The organism is Neisseria oralis (assembly GCF_045062685.1).
GTDB lineage: Bacteria > Pseudomonadota > Gammaproteobacteria > Burkholderiales > Neisseriaceae > Neisseria > Neisseria oralis.
In genome coordinates, this window is record NZ_JBJGEB010000018.1 from 1 (window position 1) to 23,104 (window position 23,104).

General features: G+C 39.5%; 17 protein-coding genes. 7 read left to right on the plus strand and 10 right to left on the minus strand.

Going from position 1 to position 23,104, the window contains the following annotated elements:
* Positions 1-360: 360 nt before the first annotated feature.
* The 6 genes from tssJ to ACI43T_RS11490 all read left to right on the plus strand — a co-directional run bounded on the left by tssJ (position 361) and on the right by ACI43T_RS11490 (position 10,770).
* Positions 361-1,014 (plus strand): type VI secretion system lipoprotein TssJ, encoded by a 654-nt coding sequence (gene tssJ / locus ACI43T_RS11465; protein ID WP_405387199.1) that lies wholly within the window; start codon positions 361-363, stop codon positions 1,012-1,014.
* A 29-nt stretch (positions 1,015-1,043) separates the two neighbouring features.
* On the plus strand, positions 1,044-2,390 hold the full coding sequence (gene tssK / locus ACI43T_RS11470) for a type VI secretion system baseplate subunit TssK (protein ID WP_009173800.1): 1,347 nt from the start codon (positions 1,044-1,046) through the stop codon (positions 2,388-2,390).
* A gap of 19 nt (positions 2,391-2,409) precedes the next feature.
* Positions 2,410-3,663, plus strand: a complete 1,254-nt coding sequence (gene tssL, locus ACI43T_RS11475) for a type VI secretion system protein TssL, long form (protein ID WP_009173799.1) — start codon at positions 2,410-2,412, stop codon at positions 3,661-3,663.
* A 73-nt stretch (positions 3,664-3,736) separates the two neighbouring features.
* A complete protein-coding gene (gene tssM, locus ACI43T_RS11480; RefSeq protein WP_405387202.1) occupies positions 3,737-7,285 on the plus strand; it encodes a type VI secretion system membrane subunit TssM in 3,549 nt (1,182 codons plus the stop codon).
* A 53-nt stretch (positions 7,286-7,338) separates the two neighbouring features.
* Complete coding sequence (locus ACI43T_RS11485) at positions 7,339-9,615, plus strand: type VI secretion system Vgr family protein (RefSeq protein ID WP_405387204.1); 2,277 nt, start codon at positions 7,339-7,341, stop codon at positions 9,613-9,615.
* A gap of 18 nt (positions 9,616-9,633) precedes the next feature.
* A complete protein-coding gene (locus ACI43T_RS11490; protein ID WP_293278622.1) occupies positions 9,634-10,770 on the plus strand; it encodes a DUF2169 family type VI secretion system accessory protein in 1,137 nt (378 codons plus the stop codon).
* 77 nt (positions 10,771-10,847) lie between these two features.
* Here ACI43T_RS11490 and tssH read toward each other — a convergent pair whose 3' ends face one another.
* The 10 genes from tssH to ACI43T_RS11540 form a co-directional block, all read right to left on the minus strand.
* Positions 10,848-13,478: a type VI secretion system ATPase TssH gene (gene tssH / locus ACI43T_RS11495; RefSeq protein ID WP_405387207.1), complete on the minus strand. Its 2,631-nt coding sequence runs from the start codon at positions 13,476-13,478 to the stop codon at positions 10,848-10,850.
* A gap of 96 nt (positions 13,479-13,574) precedes the next feature.
* Complete coding sequence (gene tssG / locus ACI43T_RS11500) at positions 13,575-14,621, minus strand: type VI secretion system baseplate subunit TssG (protein ID WP_405387209.1); 1,047 nt, start codon at positions 14,619-14,621, stop codon at positions 13,575-13,577.
* Positions 14,618-16,591, minus strand: coding sequence for a type VI secretion system baseplate subunit TssF (locus ACI43T_RS11505; RefSeq protein ID WP_405387211.1), 1,974 nt, complete (start codon positions 16,589-16,591; stop codon positions 14,618-14,620). The genes tssG and ACI43T_RS11505 overlap by 4 nt, the downstream gene beginning before the upstream one ends.
* Positions 16,584-17,102, minus strand: coding sequence for a type VI secretion system baseplate subunit TssE (tssE, locus tag ACI43T_RS11510; RefSeq protein WP_293278631.1), 519 nt, complete (start codon positions 17,100-17,102; stop codon positions 16,584-16,586). Before tssE ends, ACI43T_RS11505 begins: the two co-directional genes overlap by 8 nt.
* A 27-nt stretch (positions 17,103-17,129) precedes the next feature.
* On the minus strand, positions 17,130-17,933 hold the full coding sequence (locus tag ACI43T_RS11515; protein WP_308022090.1) for a type VI secretion system accessory protein TagJ: 804 nt from the start codon (positions 17,931-17,933) through the stop codon (positions 17,130-17,132).
* 115 nt (positions 17,934-18,048) lie between these two features.
* Entirely contained in the window at positions 18,049-18,531 is a 483-nt protein-coding gene (locus ACI43T_RS11520) for an Hcp family type VI secretion system effector (RefSeq protein WP_009173790.1), read from the minus strand.
* A 76-nt stretch (positions 18,532-18,607) separates the two neighbouring features.
* Positions 18,608-20,107, minus strand: a complete 1,500-nt coding sequence (tssC, locus tag ACI43T_RS11525) for a type VI secretion system contractile sheath large subunit (protein ID WP_405387214.1) — start codon at positions 20,105-20,107, stop codon at positions 18,608-18,610.
* A gap of 35 nt (positions 20,108-20,142) precedes the next feature.
* Complete coding sequence (gene tssB / locus ACI43T_RS11530) at positions 20,143-20,661, minus strand: type VI secretion system contractile sheath small subunit (protein WP_039850542.1); 519 nt, start codon at positions 20,659-20,661, stop codon at positions 20,143-20,145.
* A 66-nt stretch (positions 20,662-20,727) separates the two neighbouring features.
* Positions 20,728-21,792: a type VI secretion system protein TssA gene (gene tssA / locus ACI43T_RS11535; protein WP_405387217.1), complete on the minus strand. Its 1,065-nt coding sequence runs from the start codon at positions 21,790-21,792 to the stop codon at positions 20,728-20,730.
* Positions 21,793-21,805: 13 nt separating this feature from the next.
* Positions 21,806-22,363: a TagF domain-containing protein gene (locus ACI43T_RS11540; RefSeq protein ID WP_405387219.1), complete on the minus strand. Its 558-nt coding sequence runs from the start codon at positions 22,361-22,363 to the stop codon at positions 21,806-21,808.
* Positions 22,364-22,544: 181 nt separating this feature from the next.
* Between ACI43T_RS11540 and ACI43T_RS11545 the strand changes: the two genes are divergently transcribed.
* On the plus strand, positions 22,545-23,104 hold a 560-nt coding region (locus ACI43T_RS11545), incomplete at its 3' end, for a DUF6531 domain-containing protein (protein ID WP_405387222.1).

The window sequence follows — 23,104 nt, forward strand, 5'->3', positions numbered from 1 at the left end:
GGTAGGAAGCAGAAGTCTGGGAGGATGCAGACGATGCGGAAGGCGGAGTCTTTGCGGGCGGTTTTTTGAAAGGCCATTTGTGATGCATCCCTAAATAAAATTAAAAAATTCTTGGAGATTCAGTATATTGATGAGAATAGATGAGTTGGTAATACATGATTCTCGGAACATTTTGCAAATATATTGGTCTTACATACAGCCATACAGCATGCGAATATTCGACAAGATAAATTGGATTTAGTTTCACTCTGCATCGTTTGTTTGTGGTAAATTTTGAAATACCCGCCGCGAAACTAGTTTTATTTAGTTTTGTGATTAATATTTAATTTACTTAATTAATCGAAAAATGGTGTTTGAACAATGAATATTCAGAAGAATTTAATTCTATCGGTAATAATATTATCTGTATCGGTACTTGGGGCGTGTTCATCAAATAAAAAACCTCCTAAAGAATCAGATGGTAGCGGGGATAAAATCAATGTTCAGATAATTGTTTCTCCCGAATCGAATCCTGATGATGCAGGGAGGCCTTCTCCAATACGTTTGGATTTGTATCAACTGGCTACTGATAGTGAATTTAAACAATTTAATTATCTTGAGTTAACTGAACAAGCAAAAGAAAAAATAGGTGATAAGCTAATACAGCACGATCAATATATTTTCTACCCCGATACAGTAAAAGTATTGCCTGTCAAAGTAGATTCCCATCTGAAATATTTAGGAGTAGTTGCCGGCTATCGTAACTTGGATAACAGTCAATGGAGGTTAATATTATTAAAACAGAAAAAACGCTGGTATCAATTTGGTAAACAGTATCTCTATTTAAGTGTTGATAAAAGTACTCTCAGCCAGATTTCGAAATCGGATATGAAAGAGAAATTGCGTAACTATAAAGAACGTCACCCAGAGGATAAAAATATTACGTTTGGAGGGAGAGCTAAGGGAGAAAAGAATGACTTGAGCAAAGGTATTTTCAGGGAGACTGTTAAAAACGATTATGAAGCTGTTAAATGATCATTAAACAATTACAAGAGTAAATAATTATGGCTATCGAACCTAAGGTAGTGTGGTCTGAAGGAATTTTTATCACTCCACAACATTTTCAACAATTTGACCGTTATATTGAATCAGGATTGCGGCAGCTTTCAGTTTTACGGGAAGGGTTCTATTGGGGGTTTACAGCTCTAGAATTGGATATCAGCGGCTTAAAACAAGGAGTTATTGGTATTAATGCGGCAGAAGGGGTCTTTCCTGACGGTTCCATTTTTTCTTTTACTGAAAAACAATTGGAGGCTGTTAGTGCCAAAATTCCTCCTAATACTAAAGATACCAAGCTTTGTCTAGCTCTCACACTCCCTTCATCTGTGAATAATGAATTTGCTTTTCCTGAAAATACAAAGGCAGTTGGCTTACATCGCTTTAAAACATTTGAAAAATCAGTATCGGATATAACCAATATCGAACTGGAACCACGCCAGTTAACATTAGCAGATTTTAATCCTGTGTTGGTATTAGAATCAGATATCGGCCAAGGGCAGACTTCTCTTCCGATCGCTGTAATTCGTTCATGTTCTGCTGATTCTGAAATTACATTAGATGATTTATATATCCCCCCATTCTTGGGAAGTCAGCAGCAACATCACCTACGCTCCTATATTTCAGAGAGTTATGGTTTATTGTTACAGAAAAGTAATAGTCTAGCTAACGCTGTAAATGATCCGAATACAGGTGGTTCGGTTGAAGTTGTTGATTTTATGATGTTGCAAACGATTAACCGTTATTTGGCTTATTTGTCGCATGAGCAAGAAGGCGCAAGACAAACACACCCCGAAACGTTATTTGTGAATTTATCTAAATTATGTGCAGATTTAATGACGTTCCTACCTTCTCGTAAATTCAACGACATGCCTATTTATATGCACAATGATTTAGCCTTGTGTTTCAGTCAGTTATTTATTAATTTGCGTAAATCGCTTTCTATTGTACTAGAACAAAGAGCTATTAGAATTCCTCTGGATATGCGAGATGATTCACTACGCGTAGCGCAAACGCCTGACCAATCTCTTTTAGATAAAGCATCCTTCGTACTGGCAGTTAAAGCAGACATACCTAATGATGTGTTACGTCAGAGAATTCCGAGTATAGTGAAAATTGGTACAGTAGAAAAAGTAAAAGAGTTAGTTGCTTATCATCTACCTGGTATTAAAGTTCATGCCTTGTCGGTTGCGCCACGTGAATTGCCTTACCACAGCGGGTATGTTTATTTTGAGTTAGATAAAAAGAACGAATTATGGGATATGTTTGATACTTCGTCAGGAATGGCTTTCCATCTGGCAGGTAGTTTTCCAAGTTTGGATATTGAATTTTGGGCAATTAAATCTTTAAATTAATTGAGTGGAAATCTTTTATATGAGTAACCAGAACCAAGCTATTTATGGAGCAACGGGGGGCTATAACCCTTTAATCGAAGCTGCGAAGTCCGTTTTTATTTTGGTGAATGCAATGAAGCATACTACCAGCCAGCTCTCTTCTGATGGATTAATCAACAAATTTTCATTGCTGATTAATCGGTTTGAGGAAGAAGCTGAAAAAAACGGGGCGAAATATGATGCGATACAGGCTGCTAAATATTGCTTATGTACGTTTGTGGATGAGTCAGCGGTAAGGGCTGGTTGGGCGGATGAACATTGGGCTAAAAATAGCTTGTTAGTGTCTTTCTATGATGAGACGTGGGGTGGTGAACGTTTTTTTGAAATTTTGAATACTCTAAAGCAGGATGTGAATAAAAACATTGATTTAATTGAATTTATGTATTTATGTTTACAATTCGGTTATAAAGGTAAATATCAGGTTTTGACTAGTGGGGAGTTAGAAGTTGATAAGATAAAAAGAGATTTGTTAGCAATTATTCATTCAAAAAGACCGGATCAAATGGCGTCTTTATTGGGAAGCGACCCAGTAGTCAAAAATATTGTACAAAGAAAACAACATTTAACCATTCCATTATGGGTTGTCGGCGTACTGGGCGGCGTTATACTTAGCGTTGCATATTTCTCCATGCAATGGTCGTTAGGAAGCAAATTTGACACGGCCAGTACCAAAGTAAATAGCCTCCGACTTCCCGTCGTAACGCCAAAACATAAAAAACCCACAAATTTTACCCGTCTTCGGCCGCTTCTTGAAAATGAAATCGCACGAAAACTGGTTTCAGTCAAAGATGATCCAGATCGCAGTACCGTTACCATTTTGGGCGATGGTTTGTTTGAATCGGGTTCTACGTCCATTCAAGATCAATACTATCCGGTATTGGCCGCAGTTGGGCAGGCTTTAAACAGTGTTGACGGACAAGTTGTTGTAACGGGTTATACGGATAATACGCCTATTCAGAGTTTGGAATATCCGTCAAATTGGCATTTGTCTCAAGGGCGAGCAGATGCAGTCAAAGAAATCTTGTTAAGTTATATGAGGAATGGAGCTAATCGTATCCGCTCAGAAGGCCGCGGTTCGACCAATCCTGTTGCGCCTAACGACTCCCCTGAAAATAAAGCTAAAAACCGTAGAGTTGAAATAACATTGTTTGCAACGGATACAAATGGTCCGAAATTGGGAAGAGAAACCATTGTTCCGGAAGACGCTGCCCCAACTCAAAATCAAGATAACTGATCGAATAGCCGGTAGATACATATGTATGTATAACTGACCGCGACTGTAATTAAATTTAAATGGAAAAACGAACATGAAAAAGATTTTATATTTTTTAGGTTCTCGTTCTTTATGGGTCATTCTGGGTATATTAGGACTGATTGCCTTAATATGGTTTATCGGCCCTCTGATTGCTATTGGAGATGCCCGTCCCCTAGTTGGAAAAGGCATAAGAGCAATCATATGTTTAGCATTATTAGCCTTCTGTGTGGCCAAAATTGTATTCCGTCACTATCGTGAATCCAGACGGAACGCTGCTTTGTTACGAGAAATTAAAGCAGCTCAAGAACCTATTCTGAAAGATTCTGCTGATATTAGTTCGATGAGCCGTCAATTTGCAGAAATTGACCGTGTATTGAAAAACGCCAGGTTCTCTAAATCTGAAAATAGATTTTTAGCCAGATTCAACAGTGGGCAGTATCTTTATCAGATGCCGTGGTATGTAGTTTTGGGAGCTGCGGGTTCTGGTAAAACCACGGCGTTGAAACAATCGGGTTTGAATTTTCCGCTGGAAAGTACTTTAGGTTCGTCCTTAAGCGGTTTGGCTGGGACACGGGACTGTGACTGGTTTTTATCAGACGAAGCAGTATTGCTTGATACTGCCGGACGCTTGTCTATTCACGACGAACATAGCAATAAAGATTCGGAAGATTGGGAAGAATTCGTATCGCTTTTAAAACGATACCGTCCCAAACAACCGATAAACGGAGCATTGGTTACCGTAGGTGTTGACGACTTATTGAACAGCACAACCAATATCGCCGAAATAGCTGTGGAGCTGCGTAAACGTATCCATGAAATGCGCACCAAGTTGGGTATCGATTTCCCACTGTACCTCATGGTAACCAAATTGGACTTGCTCCACGGGTTCAATCCGTTCTTCAAACATTTAACTGAAGAGCAAAGCAAACAGTATTTTGGCATTTCTTTAGCTTCAAACGAAGGTGCAGAAACTCCGATTGCCACCGCCTCCAATTTACTTTCCGAGGTTGTGGATAAACTCCGTATATCAATGCTTGGAACAGTTAACGAACTGGAGTCCTCCGAAGACAAGGCAGCAGCATTTGCATTCCCTGAAGAGTTTGAACGCTTAAACCATGCTGTTTTGTCTCTTTTAAAAGAATTATCCAAATCTTCAAAATTTGAAGATTCCATTGTATGGCGTGGTGTTTACTTCTCTAGCGCAACACAAGAAGGTGAAGGTTTCAATCCGGTATTAGACGGTTTACAAGATGATTTCCGTCTGTCCAAAAAATATTTAGATTCAGAAACCAAAACAAGTAACACGCAAGCCAGCTTCTTCTTAAATAAACTTTTTGCCGATGTTATATTCAACGAAGCTGGACTTGCGGGTGAGAATAAATCATGGTTTGTCAGAAACCAGATGCAGTATTGGCTGGGTGTGGCTGCTGCCGCAATCGTAGTTGTCGGTTGTCTCACTCTGATGCTGAACAGTTATTCCAATAATGGTTCATATTTGGAACAAGTCAAAAACAAAGCCATTCAATTAGAGAAAAAGATAAGGCCGTCTGAAAACACGCCTGATCTGTTGAAAGCTGTTACTTTTGCCGAACAAGTTAGAGACACGACGAAAACCAAAGAGCTTCCCGATTTATCCTCTCCTCCGCTGAGTTATAGAATGGGGCTATATCAGGGCAATCAAATGAAAGATGTCGGAGAATCGTCTTATCAAAGAATTCTCGAAGACAATGTTATGCCCTTAATCAGTTACAGAATTGACGAATTGTTACGAACAACCAGAGGTTCAGACGGCATCAAAGGATATAACGCATTAAAAGCCTATCTGATGATGTTTGACAAAGAACGTTTTGATCCCGAATTCATGCGTAGCTGGCTAATGTCAAATTTATCCGAATCCGAAGTTGCCAATATCAGTGCGGCACAAAAAGAATCGGTTGAGGCAGCGTTAACCCAAATTTTATCCAAACGGAGAATCATTACCAGCATTCCCTATGATGCGGATTTGGTAGATCAGCGCAGGCGTGAAGTTTCCCAAAGGGACATTGCTTCCATGGTATGGGAAGATACGGCTAATTCGATCATACATTCGGACGTAACCGGTTTAAGGCCCGTATCTTTTTCCAGTATGGGTGGAGTACAGAGCCATCTGCTTTTTCGCCGCAAAAGCGGTAGATCTTTAAAAGAACCCATTGATTTTCTGTACACAAAAGAGACTTACATGACTAGGGTTTTGCCTGCCATGGTCAAGTCTGCCGAGCAATTCTTTAACGAAGATTCATGGGTTCTTGGCGACTATGCCTCTTTGAGCCAAAGCAAGGAGAATGTCCTTTCCGATGCACAAGGTATTTATTTTAATAACTACATCAGGGTATGGAAGGATTATTTGTCTGACTTATCATTGGTTACTTCAAAATCGGCCAGAGAGAATATTCAGATTGCCAAACTGCTTTCCGAGAAAAATTCCCCATTGGTTAGTTTGATCAAAGGTATCAGTAATAATACAAAGCTGAGTTTTACCAACGATATTGCAGATAAAACCGATAATAAACTTACGGAATGGCTGAACAAATCAGGTTTGGGAGGACTAATCGGTAAAGACGGTAAAGTCAGTGATGATTTAAACGCTTTAACAAAAGTTAATCCGGTTGATGATGTATTTTCAGACTACCATATCCTGACTGTATCGGAAAACAACCAACCTCCGGCTATCAATAATGTAACGGATGCTATTAATGACCTATATGTTTACTTGGTTGCCGTGAATGTAGCAGTAGAGAAAGGCGTAGATTTGCCTCCTGACGATTCTTTGGTGAAATATAAAGCCGAAGTGAACCGCCTCCCTCCTCCATTCAGAGGAATGTTGGATAATTTCTCCGGTGTTATTCTACAAAATACCGATAAAGTAGTTGATGAGAAACTGATGTCTTCGTTGGACACACAGTTGGCCGATGTTTCGAATAAATGCGAAAACATCACCAAACAAGGTTATCCTTTTATAGCAGGATCGAATAACAATGTAGCTGTGGAGGAGTTTGCGAATATTTTCGGCCCGAACGGTATGTATAGCCAGTTCAATAACTTATCAGGTTCAAATGCTATTTTAGCAAAATCAGATAAATTGGATACAGTTATAACCAAAAACGAGCTGTTTAAAGAACGTTTTGCTATTCTGAATCATATCGCCGAAATTCGGAAAAGCTATTTCGATAAAAATTCCGAAACACCGAAATTCGACTTTTCCATTAAAGTCGTTATGCTGGATCCTGAGTTGGAAAGTGTCAATATTTCCTATGATGGTAAAAGTTATATATATAGCCACGGCCCGGTTACACCAATCGCTTTCAGTTGGCCGGCGCAAAATGGAGACGCAGGAGCAAAAATTGATGTTGTTTCCCCTCAAACCAGAGATGCCGGAATTAGCACAGCGGGGCCTTGGTCGATTTTCAGACTTGTTGAAAAAGGCCGTATCGTACAGCAAACAAACAACACTACAACTGTCGAATACAATATTCGAGGTAAAAACGTAGTTTTGGAGTTCGCGACATCCACCTCGCCAAATCCGTTTAATTTGGCCAAATTACATAATTTCAACTGCATTTAAATTTATTATAGATTTTGGAATAATTAAACTAATTTAAAAATTAGGAGCTTTCAATGAATAGGACCATTATTGCCCAAACTCCTTTTGGATCTGATTTGTTGTTTAAAAGAATGACTGGGGTAGAGAAAATTTCAGATCTGTTTGAATTTGATATTGTTTTTGTTTCAAAGAATGCTAATTTGCAAGGTAATGAGATTATCGGACAACCGATAACATTGGAGATCGATACTCAAACGGGTGGTAAGCGTTATCTAAATGGATTAGCAACAGATTTTGGTTATATAGGAGAGGATGAGAATGAAGAGGGATACTATACATATACATGTATTGTGCGGCCGTTTATGTGGTATTTAACTCAAAATGTTGATAGTCGTTCGTTTGTGGAAAAGTCAGTCTTAGACATTTCAAAAGAAGTGTTGTCTTCCTTCGGATTTCCATATCAAATACAATGTCAAAAGTCTTATCGAACTAGAGGATATTGCGTGCAATATCAAGAAAGTAGTTTTAATTTTTTAAATCGTATATTCGAACAAGAAGGAATTTACTATTACTTTAAACATACTAGTGATTCGCACGAGTTGATTATTGTAGATGATGTCAATGTCTTGCCTTCAATTTCTGGTACAGTGTCTATTCCATACCATTCTAGACAAAGTACTCCAGGAACTCCTGATATTGAATATATTGATGAGTGGTTGGAGAAAGATTCTTTAAAATCGAGTCAATTTATTACTCAAGATTATAATTATAAAAATGCTAAAGTTGAAATGAAAGCCTCTGAGGCCGTACATAATTTTAATTCAATAGATATGAAGCATTATGAATTTTATACAGGATTTAGTGATGTTTCGGAAGCGCAGAATTATAGCCAAGTTCGTAGCGAAAGTTTAAAAAGTGAAACTAAGCTTATAAGAGGAGCAGGAACAGCTTTAACTTTAGCTCCGGGGCATACCTTTTCGTTGATTAAACATCCTCATTATTCGTCTAATACAGAGTATTTGCTCATTTCGACTAAATATGAATTTGAGGAGGCTGGTTATACTACAGGTGAAAAAATAGGATCCTTTAGGATTTCATTTAGAGCATTACCTAAATCATTTCAATATAGGCCGGCATTAAAAACACTTAAACCTCAAGTTATAGGTACGCAAGCCGCTACCGTAACTGGTCCAGGAGGGGAGGAAGTTTATACTAATGAATATGGTGATATTAAAATACAATTTCATTGGGATAAATATGGACAAATGAATGAAAATAGTTCTGGATGGGTACGAGTTGCGCAGGGTTCAGCTGGTTCTGGATTTGGTTCGATTAATACTCCCCGCGTTGGCGAAGAAGTTTTGGTAGATTTTATCAATGGAGATGTAGATCGTCCAATCATTATTGGACGTCTATACAATAGTGCTATGACGCCACCATGGGGATTTCCCTCTGCAGCTAAGCAATCAGGGATTAAGAGTAAAAGTTTTAATTCACCATTGGCTAACTACAATGAATTAATGTTTAATGATACTGCTGGGGCGGAGATAGTCAACTTTCAAGCACAAAAAGATTTAACTTCTTTAGTAAAAAATAATGAGACACGTAATGTGAATAATGATCGAACTACTACTATTGGTAATAATGAAACCCTTTCCGTTACAGGTGAAAGAACGAAAAGTATTCAAAAAAATGAAACAGTTTCTGTTGCTCAAAACCGTAATGCTTCTGTGGGACAAGATGAGAGTTTGGCTGTAACACAAAATCAAAGTTTAAATGTTGGTCAGAGTCAAAGTATTAGCGTAGGAAAAGATCAAAGTGTTAATGTTTCTATGAATCGTACTCGTTCTGTTGGGCAAAGTGAGCAGATCTCAGTAGGTCAAAGTCAAGCATTGATGATTGGGCAGGATCAAAGTGTTACCGTTGGAAAAAATCAAGCATTTACAGTAGGAGCGAATAGAAATAAGACTGTTACTGCTAATGAAGTAAGTAATATTGGCGGAAATAGACAAGAAACAGTAACAATTTGCAGCATTGATAATGTTGGAGCCGCAAAGGTGACTAATGTTGGTGGCGCAAGTATGCTTAATGTAGGTGGTTTAAGTATGACTAATGTTATTGGGGCTGAGACACATATAGTAGGAGGCGCAATTGCTTTAGCTTCTGGCTTGCATGCAAGCATGCGTAGTGCTATTAATACTACGATTGTAGCAGGTGCCAAAGTAACTTTACGTGTCGGGGGGTCTTCTATTACGATGAGTAGAGGAGAAATTAAAATTTCAGCTAAGAAAATTACTATCAATGGTAAAAGGGTTGTTTCTGTAGATTCGAGCAAAATTCATCTAAATTGATTAAAGGATTATTTATTAATGTTTGATCTGCAGAATTTTACTTTTTTTCATGCCCAACAATTTCAGAGTTTTGATCAATTAGATCGTGTTTATAATACAATAGTTGCTAAAGTCAGTTATGATTTTTATATAGATAATCATGATAATCGAGCTGAGTTACAATTTTCAGAGACGCAGACCTTACTTCATTCTCAAGATATTTATGAGGGTGATCCAATGCGTTCATCTATTTTAGCAGAGTGTGATTTCGTAATTTATAAACCAAAAGTTGATATTATTATTAATGCTACTGCTTATTCTCCAAATGAAAAGAAGATTGAAGAAATTCCCGCATGTATTCAAATTGGTGATTATGAAAAATCATTGGTTGCTACAGGTGAAAGGCATTGGATCAAGGAAGTAATAGGGTGGACATTAGGGAAACCTAAATCTATATATTCTTTACCTATCAGATATGAATATGCTTTTGGTGGGATTCATGCTGGTGGAAAAAAAGAATGTGGATATTTGCAAGAAAATCTTGTAGGGAAGGGATCATATTCTAATGAGTTTTTAAAAAGAAATAGTTATAAAAAACTATTAGAAGCTCATCAGATTTATGATCCCACTAAGCCGATTCTTGAACCTAATGAAATTAATATTCCAGAAGGATTTGGTTTTTTTGCCCGCTATTTTGCTAGTCGTGTACAGTATAGTGGTACAACGGATACGGAATGGATGGAAAATCGAGCTCCACTATTACCAAAAGATTTTTCAATGTCTTTTTGGAATGGAGCCCATCCTGAATTGCAAATACCATATTTAAAACATAATCATGTTTATAAATTGACATTTATAGGACTTATTCCATCGTATATAGCACCTAAACAGCGCTTTTCTATTTTGCTACCTATAGAGACATTATTTGTACATGTGTTGACTGTTAGTAATTTTTCGATTGCTTTAGATTTAAAGTTGGATACTATTTTAGTAGATGTTGAGAAAAGAAAAATCGATTGTAGTTATAGGATAGCGTTACCAGAAGAATTGGAGATTGAGCAATGCCAGTTAAGATATATTTCGAGAAATGAACGTCAATTACAAATAGAATTGGCGAAAGAATATGAGAGGGTAAGGAAAACAGATTTCATCATCATTCCTCCTTCTTTACGGTAATTTATTTAAGAGAGGGGTTTAGTTTTTGGGAAATTCCCCTCTCCTCTCAGTCTTCTTTCTTTTTAGTGACTAAAAATCTAGGAATATTTATAAGTGAAATCGTTATTTTTCACTCCAATTCTGATTTTAAATATTTGTTTGTCTTCAGTTGCACGCGATAGTAGTTCACGGCTGATTTGAGGCAAGACTGTGTTTGTCAGAATGGCGTCAATCATACGTCCTCCAGATTCGATTTCTGTACATCGTGATACGATTAGATTTAAAACAGCTGGTTGATAGGTTAATTCGATATTATGATTCGCTTTGATGCGTTTCACGATGTTACCTAACTGCAACTCAACAATTTTTGTCAGCATATCGGCAGAAAGTGGGTAATAGGGGATTACCTGCATGCGGCCAAGTAAAGCAGCAGGGAAAACTTTTAATAGCGATGGCCGCAGTGCTTTGAGTAGACCTTCTGGTGAAGGCAGTAAGTCAGGATCTTCGCACATATCCATAATTAAGTCTGTGCCGACGTTGGTAGTAAGAATAATGATAGTATTTTTAAAATCGATATAGCGTCCTTCTCCATCTTCCATCCAGCCTTTATCGAATACTTGGAAAAAGATTTCATGTACATCAGGATGGGCTTTTTCTACTTCATCAAGCAATACAACACTATAAGGTCTGCGACGTACCGCTTCAGTTAATATCCCACCTTCTCCGTATCCTACATATCCGGGAGGGGCACCTTTTAACGTCGATACTGTATGAGCCTCTTGGAATTCACTCATATTAATCGTGATGACATTTTGTTCACCTCCATAGAAGGTATCTGCTAGGGCAAGTGCCGTTTCGGTTTTACCAACTCCCGATGGTCCTGCAAGCATGAAAACCCCGATTGGTTTGTTTGGATTATCCAAGTTCGCACGAGAAGTTTGGATACGGCGGGCGATTGCTTCTAATCCGTGGTTTTGTCCAATGATACGTTGAGCCAATGTATCAGTTAGCATTAAGACGGCCTCCAGTTCGTCTTTCATCATTTTGCCCACGGGGATTCCTGTCCAATCTGCTACTACATCAGCAATAACCAGTTCATCTACTAGAGGCATAACTAAGGGTTTGGTGCCTTGCAGTGCTTTGAGTTCGGTAACCAGTTTTTTCTGTTGCTCAAACAGCTGGTTATTTTCCGTAGGCTTGTTCGATATTTCCGGCGACATGATTTTTTCGCGAACGGATAATAAATTGGTAACTAAATCTGATTCTTTTTGCCACCGGTCTTCCAAATTTTTTAGTTGGTTTTGAATGTCGGAAGATTCCTGTGCAATAGCATTCAGTCTGTCTTTTGAATCCAAGCATAACTTTCGTTCTCTCTCTAAACCAGCTTGTTCCACTTGTAATGCCTGCAATTTTTTCTGTAGGTATTCGATATTACTGGGCGTAGAGTGTTGACTGACGGCGACGCGTGCACAGGCAGTGTCAATTAGACCCACTGCTTTATCGGGAAGTTGGCGCGCGGGAATATAGCGATGTGAAAGTTTGACTGCTGCTTGGATTGCCTCATCTAAGATAATTACTTTATGGTGTTTCTCTAAAGAACCACTAATTGACCTAAGCATGTCGGCAGCTTGTTTTTCGTTTGGCTCTTCAACTTGGACAACTTGAAAGCGGCGAGTTAGGGCAGGGTCTTTTTCAAAATACTTTTTGTATTCTGACCATGTGGTTGCACCTATGGTACGGAGTTTTCCGCGTGCCAGTGCGGGTTTCAGTAGATTGGCTGCATCTCCTGTTCCTGCTGCTCCACCAGCACCAATCAGCATATGGATTTCGTCTATAAACAAGACAATGGGTATAGGGCTGGATTCTACTTCATCCATTACTGATCTGAGTCGAGCTTCGAACTCGCCGCTGACACTGGCTCCGGCTTTAAGTAAACCGATGTCCAACAAAATCAGTTGTACGCCTTTCAGGTTTGGAGGAACATCTCCAGCCGCCAAACGTAACGCCAATGCCTCGACAAGTGCTGTTTTACCCACTCCGGCCTCTCCAGTAAGGATAGGGTTGTTTTGGCGGCGGCGCATCAAGATATCAATAATTTGTCTGATTTCGGCGTCCCTGCCTGTTACAGGGTCAATTTCGCCATTTCGGGCTTTTTCCGTTAAATTGCTACCATACTTGGCCAAAGCACTTTCGGCATTATTGCTGCCGGCTGTTGTCCGATCGGACGGGATATGTTTTGCGATATCGGCATTTTCTTCGGAATTGGCGGTAATAGTTAAAATTTCATCTGCTAATGTCTCAGGTTTCAGCTTTAAAAATTCGGGAGATATATTGGCTAAAATATTTTGCAAGTTTTTCAGTTTCAGCAGGGTATAGAAAAGATGCGCTCCTCTAATTTTATCTGTTCCGAACTTAAGGGAGCTGTATGTCCATGACTGTTCTACGGCGATTTGAATATGCTCGGAAAAGTCGGTTACGGCCGTTGCTCCGGACGGTAACTTCTCCACTGCTGCTAAAATGTCTTTTCGAATTTTTGCTTCATCTAAATCAAATCGTTTGATGAGGCAGAAAACATCAGTATTTTCTGCTTGTAAAAGGGTGTGAAGCCAATGAGCTAATTCTACATAACTGTTTTCACGAAGTCGGCAGAAAGTATAAGCGTTTTCCAATGCTTTATATAAAGTGGCATCTAGTTTCCCGAATAAAACGCTGCGGCTGATATCTGACATACAATTTCCTTTATCCGAATTTAATATAATCAATTATAACTATAACAACAACTTTGTTATCCCAGACAATTTGAGGCCGTCTGAAACTAAAATGTATTAATGGCTTTGGACAATCAAGTCTTCTGCATCATGTTCGACGGTTCCCAGCCACGTTGATAATCCTAGTTGTGTATCTCCACCTAGGGTGCAAGGTGGAATTTCCTTTTGCATTAAAATGGGTTGTACGTCCCATTCGTATTCATCCGCCAAAAATATACGTATCCATTCTTTTAAGCGCAGGGTGTTGTAACCGTTCTTAAAAAAAGACTGGTATGCATCTAAGGTAAGCGGACCAATAATAATACGAAATTTGCTTTGAACATCGTAAAGTTTATCTCCTAAAAGTAGTCCTGTTCCAAGAGGATATGATGAGATGCCGATTAGGGTTTTTTCTTCAGGAACATCTATCCAGTATCCAATATTGGTTTGAATATTGGTTGGAACCTTAAAGTACTGAGTCAATAATTTTTGGAGATTGGCTGCCGAACGGCTTTGTCTTAATAATAACCCCGCGAAATAGCATTTGGAGAAAGGATGTATTTTTTCTTTGCTTTGAGTTGATGGGGAATATAATCCGTTGAAGCAAGCGATATATTTCCCAAATCGGTTTTCAGAGTTTTTATCTAAAGAAACAATACTTTGTGCATTTGCCCATGCCCGATAGAATAAAATAGCCAAACGATGCTGGAAAATATTGGTGAATTCTGTCCAAGTTCGATCGCCGTGTTGATGTTGTCTTTCATAGGCATATTCTGTTATATGCAGCGGGAGTGGGCCTGAAGGGCCAAACAGGCCGAAACCATTGATAGAAATTTCCGCGTAGTTTGCTGTTAAATTGACGGAATGAATGTTTCTTGGGGCGAAAATGAGTGAAGGTTCTTGTCTGATACGAATTTTTTCCAGTTTAGGACTGGTTGATTTTCCAAAAGCTTTGTTGCCGGTTACAAATTTGACACCCTCCAGTTGGCGTAATAGAGAGAAATAGTCATATTTATAAGGTTGAGCCGAGACACGGTGTAAAAAATTGGTTAAATCCTCATTCCATAAGTCCTCTGATAAGGAATTTTCTCCTATGGTGTTTTTTTCATCAGACGACGTTTTCATATCAACGTTCTCTCCCCGACAATGGCCGGCCATGTCGCAATATAGCCTTGTTGGAATGTTTCAATTTGCAGTTGTACAAACGAATTCATAGATACCAAACGTTTGAAGTAATGATTCAATACGGACCCGAATAAGAAAGGATGAATTCCTCCCAAAGAAGAGTCATCAAGTATCAGGATAATTCTAATTCCCCTTACTGGAGAAGCTGTACCATGATAGCGAACAACTTTACTGATGATTTCGGTCTTTATTTTAGCAATTGATTCTATTTGCTTTTTCATCAAGTCGTTTTCAGAAGAAACAAAGAGCATCAATAATTCTTTTAATGTTACTGGTGCATCGTCCTGATCGACATTCAATAGAGATAAATAATTCAAACTCAACTGGTTTAGGAACGGCCAGAGCATTTTGTCTTCATTGGCAGCTGGTTTCGGACGGGTGAGTTTGGAAATTAATTTGATTGATTGTAAGGGTAGGGATCCTTCGAGTAAGAAATCTGAATTGCCGTCCCTTGGCATTAATAGAGGTAAGTCTCTGCTGGTACACCATGCATCGACAGATAGATGTTGTATGGAAGAATTAAAAGTGTAATTTTCTCCGTCTGCAAGTGATAAAAAGACTTCGCTGCCCAAATAAGAAGTTCGGAAGCCGTTTTTTAGAGTATCGGAGGATGGAACTCTGTCTGCCCGTCTTACAGAAAAGTAAGCCTTGCGTGTTTTCGATTCAGGAAATAAGCCGGTATCAGGCGCCTGATACATCGGTAGGAATGTTACGATTTGACGATTATTCGTATCAAACCCAGTAACTTGTTTAATAGAATGAACCTCGTAATTTAAGGGTTGGGTGCGGTCGATAACAACATGATGTTCCCTGTCTTGGATATTTACTGGGAAACGTGCACTTTTTTTTCTGAAAAGATTAACGACCGGAACGGCATTGATAGAAATATCATCTTCGTTAACCAATTCGATTAACTCGGGTATTTTTTCGGTAAATAGAAATGAAAGACTAAAATAGCGTTTTTTGTAATTGATAATTTTCTTGTTAACGCCTTTATCGCTGATTACTTCTTCAGACTGTTCAGGTTTTTTTGGTAAATACCCTTTAGCTTCTGCCTGGATAATAGCTTGTTTAAGATTTTTTTGTAGGACAAACAAGAATTTCTCTGGTAGGAGGGCGTATTCTTGCAATATTCTAAATGCACTGACAGACTTGTCCAAGTCAAAAGACAATGCTTCTTCTTCCGAAAAACCAATGTGTTCAGGTTTCGAGGCTAAAGGGAAGCACCATTGCTTTGGATTTTCGGAACTGTGGCAGACAACGCCTGCACATTCGGCAGCCATTAAGAATAATAACTCAGAAGATTTGGAAAGTTCCGAACCCAGATACAAAGGCAGTTCGTCCGGAATCATTTCCGAACAAGCGTTGGGTACACTGAGAGAAAAATCGATTCTTAAGGCCGTCTGAATTTTTTTTTCAGCCTGTTTAAAAAATAGCAGATTATTGGGGAGGTAGCCCAAAGAATCTGTATATTTGGTTTTTTCTATGTGTATAGGAAGAATATCCGTTGTGCGTGTAATGGAAAACGGGCAGTTAGTTTTGTATTCGTCAATTGGAAGAGAACGCAGAGTTTTCCCTCGTTCTAAGACATTGATAACATCGCTGTTATACTGTTGCAATGGCTTTAAGGCAACGATTGCAGCTGCCGGTTTTTGATTGATAAAGTCGGGATAAACAATTTCTAAAATTCTTTGGATGAATCTAGGGTATTCTGCATCGAGTTTTAATTGTGTGCGTGCCGTAAGAAAGCTAACTCCCTCCAACAGCCTCTCAATATAAGGGTCAGGTATGTCAGATGCGTTTAATGCTAATCTAGAGGCAACTTTAGGATAGCGTAGTGCAAATTCTCTTCCCATCTCCTTCAGGAAAGTTAATTCTTTATTGTAATATGATAAAAACTTATTATTCATGGCCGCCGGTTCCATCCAATAAATTAAACGAACCTGTTTCTACATCTATACTGGTTTTTAACAGAAACTCTTTCGGGTAGGGGTTAAGTTTCAGATTGCCTTTTATTTCAATAATGAATTTATTATAGGATACATTATTATCTTTGTTTTCAGTGTGTATTATGACTTGCAATGAGTGCCTATCTAGGCGGGGTTCGAAATCAATAATTGCTTGTTTGATATATTGTTCGATGTCTTCCCATTCTATGTCTGAAAAATTAATACCTGAAATAGGAGGAATACCGTAATTGAGCGTGGATGAACGAACGTTAGCAGATAAATCGGTATTCATCATGCTTGTTTGCATATTACAGGTGTTTAACAGAAAGAGAATGTCTCTAAGAACAGCTTTTCTGTATTGTTCCAAATTAATTGCTTGTTCTTTGTGAGTTTCTTTCCTTTTACGTGGTTCTTCATCCGTGAGCCTGTCAAATAAGGACGGCAAAAGCTGATTTTGAAATTGGGAAGACATATTTACTACCAATTGTCATTGTAATATTCAAACTTCAAATTTTATTGACTGAATATCTAAAATTCCGAAATCCCCTTTATCGGTGTAAAACATTTTCTGCCCTCTCCCAATAAACAAATCGTTTGATACTTCAGACCAATCAGTCTCCGCACAAGAGAGCAGTGTGTCAGACCATTTTTCTTCTGTAGAAACAGTGTATCGTGCAGGACAGACACCTTGGATTTCCTCTCCATTGGTTAGTCTGATTTCCATTGGTCGCCAAATAATATCTAATAATGAAGTTGGCTGTTTGAAGAATATGCCTTTGATAGAGTTCCATGTCTGCCAGTAATATTGGCCTTGAAAGAAAAATTCGTAGACAAAAGCTGTGCGTACATCTCCATCTATAATCCAATTTCCCGACGTGTCGGCCTCAGATTTATCGGATAGGAAATATGAAATTTTGACAGGTGTTTCTGTTACATTGTCTGTTAATTCATTGTATTGATTTGATAATCGTCCGTTTTTATTGTCTGAGGCATAGGCAGCAATAGACAGCTGATTTTGAAGTATTTCAAGATTACGGGTATGAGACTCGAATGTTTTGGGCTTTTGTTGAGTTGACAAAACGGCACTGCGTCGGATTTCGGCCTCTATATTTTCTATCAAATAAAATATCAGGTGTTTTTGAACACTTGGAAACAATTTTTGAAATTGTCCAATTTGTTTGAGCGCAGAATCCCATTTTGCACACATACAGAAGTATTGGATTAAAGCCAACCGATACTCTGAATTATTAGGGTTTTCGCGTACTGCTTCAGTAGCATCTGATAATTTAGTTTGCAAATCCATTCAGACGGCCTTTCCGTAATGTGGTTTGACGAAAATCATCATAGTTTTTCAATTTATAAAAGTCCGACTTAAATCACATTTAAGCCAGACTTTTTCAAATTAAATTGAATAACCGTTATGCGGATTTATTCTCTTTGATATTGAAAGCCATTTGAACTTCAGCTCCTTTAGAACCTTTGTCAGTTTGTTCCCAATATTGGTTTTTTACCTTAGCAGCTTGGAAAGTGTAGCGCATTTTCAGCGAATCATTATCTTGAACGCCGATAAATTTTACGCCAGTAACCAAAACATCTTCCAATGTAGTGCGAGAATACTCGATTTGGTTACCACCGGCTTTACATACCGAGATTTCCACTTTGCTCAAGTGCTGGCCTGTTGCACAGTTTTTCAAAATCGTTGGAGCAGCTTTATCAATAGCGGCAATAACGGTTAAATCATTGAAATTTACTTTACCAGCACCGCCGCCGCCGCCACTTGTCATTGCGCCAGGTTGTTCCGCACCCCAGTCGAAGCTTTCAATATCAGTCCAGTCTTTGTGGTTGGCGTCTTTGGCTTCACCATTGACTCCTTCGACTTTCATAAACATATCAATAGCCATATTCAGTACTCCTTTTCAGAAATTAAACACCATGTGCTGCTAAAGACAATAGTGTGTGGTTCACACTAAATCAAACTTACTCTTTTTTTGCTGAAGGCAGTTTGGAAACTAAACGCAGAGAAACCGTTAAACCTTCAAGTTGATAGTGAGGGCGGAGGAAGAATTTGGAAGTATAGTAACCAGGATTGTCTTCTACTTCTTCAACCACTACTTCGGCTGCGGCAAGCGGCTTACGTGCTTTGGTTTCTTGAGTGGAGTTAACGGGATCACCATCAACATAATTCATAATCCACTCGTTCAGCCAACGCTCCATATCCTCACGTTCGCGGAAAGAACCGATTTTATCCCTTACAATACATTTCAAATAATGAGCAAAACGGCAACAAGCAAAAAGATAAGGCAAACGCGCAGACAAACGTGCATTAGCGGTCGCATCCGGATCATAATATTCGGCAGGTTTATGCAATGACTGTGCACCGATAAATGCTGCCAAGTCGGTATTTTTTCTGTGAACTAACGGCATAAAGCCCAAAGTCGCCAATTCAGCTTCACGACGATCACTGATTGCGATTTCGGTAGGACATTTCATATCTACGCCGCCATCATCCGTAGGGAATGTATGACAAGGCAGATTTTCGACAATGCCACCTGATTCTACACCACGTATAGAGGTGCACCAGCCATAGTATTTAAATGATCTGTTGATGTTAACGGCCATTGCATAGGCAGCATTTGCCCATGTATATTTATTATGATCTGCGCCTTCTGTTTCTTCTTCAAAGTCAAATTCGTCAACTGGATTGGTTGTTGCGCCGTAAGGCAGACGGGATAAAAATCGCGGTAAGGCCAAACCAATGTAACGTGAATCTTCAGATTCCCTCAGGCTGCGCCAAGGTGCATATTCGGCGTTTTGGAAAATCTTACTTAAATCACGAGGATTGGCCAGCTCCTGCCACGACTCCATCTGCATTAATCTCGGAGAAGCTCCTGCAATGAACGGACAGTGCGCCGCTGCTGCAATCTTTTCCATGCTATTAAGCATTTCTACGTCCGGAGCCGAGTGATCAAAGTAATAATCTCCAACCAAGCAGCCGAATGGTTCTCCACCGAACTGCCCGTATTCTTCTTCATAAATACGTTTAAATAGAGGGCTTTGGTCCCAAGCAGTACCTTTAAATCGTTTCAGATTGCGTGCTACCTCTTTTTTTGAAATCGGTAATACTTTGATTTTCAACAAAGTATCTGTTTCTGTATTAGTGACCAAATGATGGAGACCGCGCCAAGCACCTTCAAGTTTTTGGAATTCTTCATGATGCAGAATCAAATTTATTTGCTCAGACAATTTTCTATCAAGCTCGGCAATGATAGCCTCAATTGTTTGATATGTATCATCAGAAATTGTAACTACATTTTGCAATGCTTGTTGGGCAAGCGTCGCCACTGCATTAGTTACTGCGCTTTTTGCTTCTTCCGTTCTTGGTTTAAATTCTTTTTGCAACAGTTTTTCAAATTCACCTTCTGCAAATACAGTTTGGGTACTGCTGCTTCTTTGAGTTTCTAATTGTTTTTCAGCCATGGTAATAAATCTCGCTTTAGTGAAGGTTACAAGTATTATTGTTTGTCTTCCTGTGAAGCTCTTGGTGTAGCCGCAAGGCTTTTCAGTAATTCACTGTCGCCTAGAACTTTACCGATTAATTCCTCAGCTCCGGTTTTACCATCCATGTACGATAACAAGTTAGATAACTCAGTGCGTGCTTGTAACAATTCGTTTAACGGTTCGACTTTTTTCGCGACTGCAGCGGGAGAGAAATCGTCCATGCTTTCAAATTCCAGCTCGACGCTTAAATTACCTTCACCGGTAAGTGTGTTTTTAACATTAAATGCAAGACGGGGCTTAAGTGCCTTCATACGATCGTTGAAATTATCGACATCAATTTCCAAAAATTTGCGTTCGGCCAATTCCGGTAATGGCTCGACCGGCTTTCCAACCAAATCGGCCATTACGCCCATAATAAAAGGCAGCTCGATTTTTTTTTCCGAACCGTATAGTTCCACATCATATTCAATCTGAACGCGTGGAGCCCGATTTCGGGCAATAAATTTCTGACCGGATGATTTATTTTGCGACATTTTCACTTAACCTCAAAATTATTTGGATATTGAATTTCGGACAATCTATGATTAGTACAGACAAATTTATTCGTTGGAAGTTCCTTCATCTTCAGGCTTCCCAATAAGGACCTCCAAGTTTGAAATGCTTTCGGGACTGATGTCTTTCATGATGTCGTAGAAATCCATATTCATTAGCCGTTGAACCCTGCGGATAAATAAAGGAGCAGGGTGGCTTGGTTCAAAATTTTCAAAGTACACACAGATTTTCTCTAATGCTAAATCAACATCAGATCTGTTACTTATATTTAGACGACGCCATGCATCAGCATAAAATTGTTCGTTTGACATTGAAGATTGGACAGTTTCCTGTCGAGGTGAGCTGGTATCTTCGGTATCCGAATTTTCGCTTGATTGGGGAGTGTTGCCAGCAGAGCCATAATCAGCAGCATCATTAATAAGGGACAAGGGTTTTAAGACGGCCTCAAAATTCAAAGGATGTTCATCTTTAAGTTTTGTCGAAAAAATATCCTGTATGGTTTTTAAGTCAGCTAGCGCTTGATTTACCGCAACCAGCTCGGGTTTGGCTGTATCGAAACCAACCCTTATGTCAAGCATCAACCGGTCTTTTCCTCCAGGGTAGCTTTGCTGGTCATTGCCCATTAACACTGCTACTGCTTCCTTTACCGTAACCAAGGTTTGCGTTAGCCCGTTGACCAGCAGTTTTGAAGCAAGCAATTCTTTTGCGATTCCATCAAATGTTGAAAAAGAGCTGAGTGCATTGATTCGATAAAACGGATCGTATTCCCCATCTTCATCTTCCAGTTGGGGAAACAATGTGTCCCAAAACAAATCCACATTGATTTTAATGGCCTCACATCCTGCCTGAAAGCCGGGCAAACCGTATTTGGCAGTTAATGCTTGGGCGTAATAGACCAACACGCGCAAGTCTTTTGACTCGGCAAGAAGCTGGTTACATAATTTCTCCACCACTGCCCAATCAGGTTCTTGGGCAGGAATGATAGTCTCACCGTACTGCTGTTCGGGCTTTCCTTCAGCTACGCTTTGCAATTCGAGAAAACGACTGTCATATTCTATATCTACCCCTGCGGGAGTATCTTTAGAAACAGGTAATTCCCATTTAGAAAACATTTTCATTCAGTTATCACCCAAATAATTTGTTGAATAGAGAACATGTAGGCAGCCCTTCATATTCTAAACAGTACCCACTTTCACATTCCAGCCAAAAGCCGCCGATACCATTTTCCAATAATTTATTTTGCGGCAGCATGGCGGGTAGTGAAAAATCCTGTAAATCATTGTTTAAATTAAAATAATTTTTCGGTAAACATTTTCCGTTGTTAAGAATATTTCGGAATGTTCCCAAGTTTGCGCCAAATAACCGTAACTGTCGTTTAAGATCTTCCGGTTCGGAACTTGTAAGGTGATGGCTGAATAGCACAAAAGGATAGCTTCTTCCTGATAAATCGGTACTGTATGCCCCTAGTCCGGTATAAACCGCTGTCGGAAGTCTGACATAAAAAAGCCATAGGCGCGGTCTCGATATTTTAATTTTGACGAACGGAATCAGTCTGTTTTGACCGCTACATCGGCCAAACCAGCTATCCCAAAATTTTTTATCGTTTTCCTGTAGATTGTTGGAAGCGACAAAATCACGGGACTGATTCAATTTACCAAAAAAGCAAATTTCTTCGGTTGACATTAGTCATTACTCTAAATTTGTAAAATATAGTAAATATTATAAACAAACCCATTAACGGAACAAAACCGATTTCTCACTGTCTACTCACAGTCGGAATTAAAGTTAGTTTAAAATAATGGAATATGCCAAAAAATAGAATGTTTCTGGCACTTTACTTTAAAAAAACTTATGGAGCAAGCCCATGTCCAAATTTGGCAATACGATAGGCATTTTGGTTCCTCAGCCCGGCGCCCCAGGGCCAGTATCGACGTTGTCGGCCAACCCGCCGGAACCGCTGCAAACCAAAACCGGACCTATCGAAAAAATCGAAATGGTGACGGACGTTGCTTCAGATGCTATTTCGCTGGTTGCTCCCGATTCGGCAGCCGAAGGGGCGGCGGATGCGGTGTCATTGGCGTTGTCGTTGGCGGCGATGGTGCCGGGCAAACCTGGTCCGATACCGCCTGCCCATACGGGTTCGCTCAAACTCTCCGGCGGCGGCATCGGGATGGGTTTCGACGGTGGGTTTGTAGACCGCGGTCGCGGCAGCGGCAGCGGTCGTGCCAGTAAAAAGCCGAAAGGGCGGGCCAACGAGAAAAAAGAATGTAAAACCTGTAAGAACGGCTCTTCCAAAGGTAAACCGGTTAATCCCGTTTTGGGTATTAAAATTTTGCCGCAGGAAACGGACTTCACCCTTGATTCACTGCTGCCGCTGGTCTGGCGGCGCAGCTATTATTCCGACCAGTACGGCAACGGTTGGCT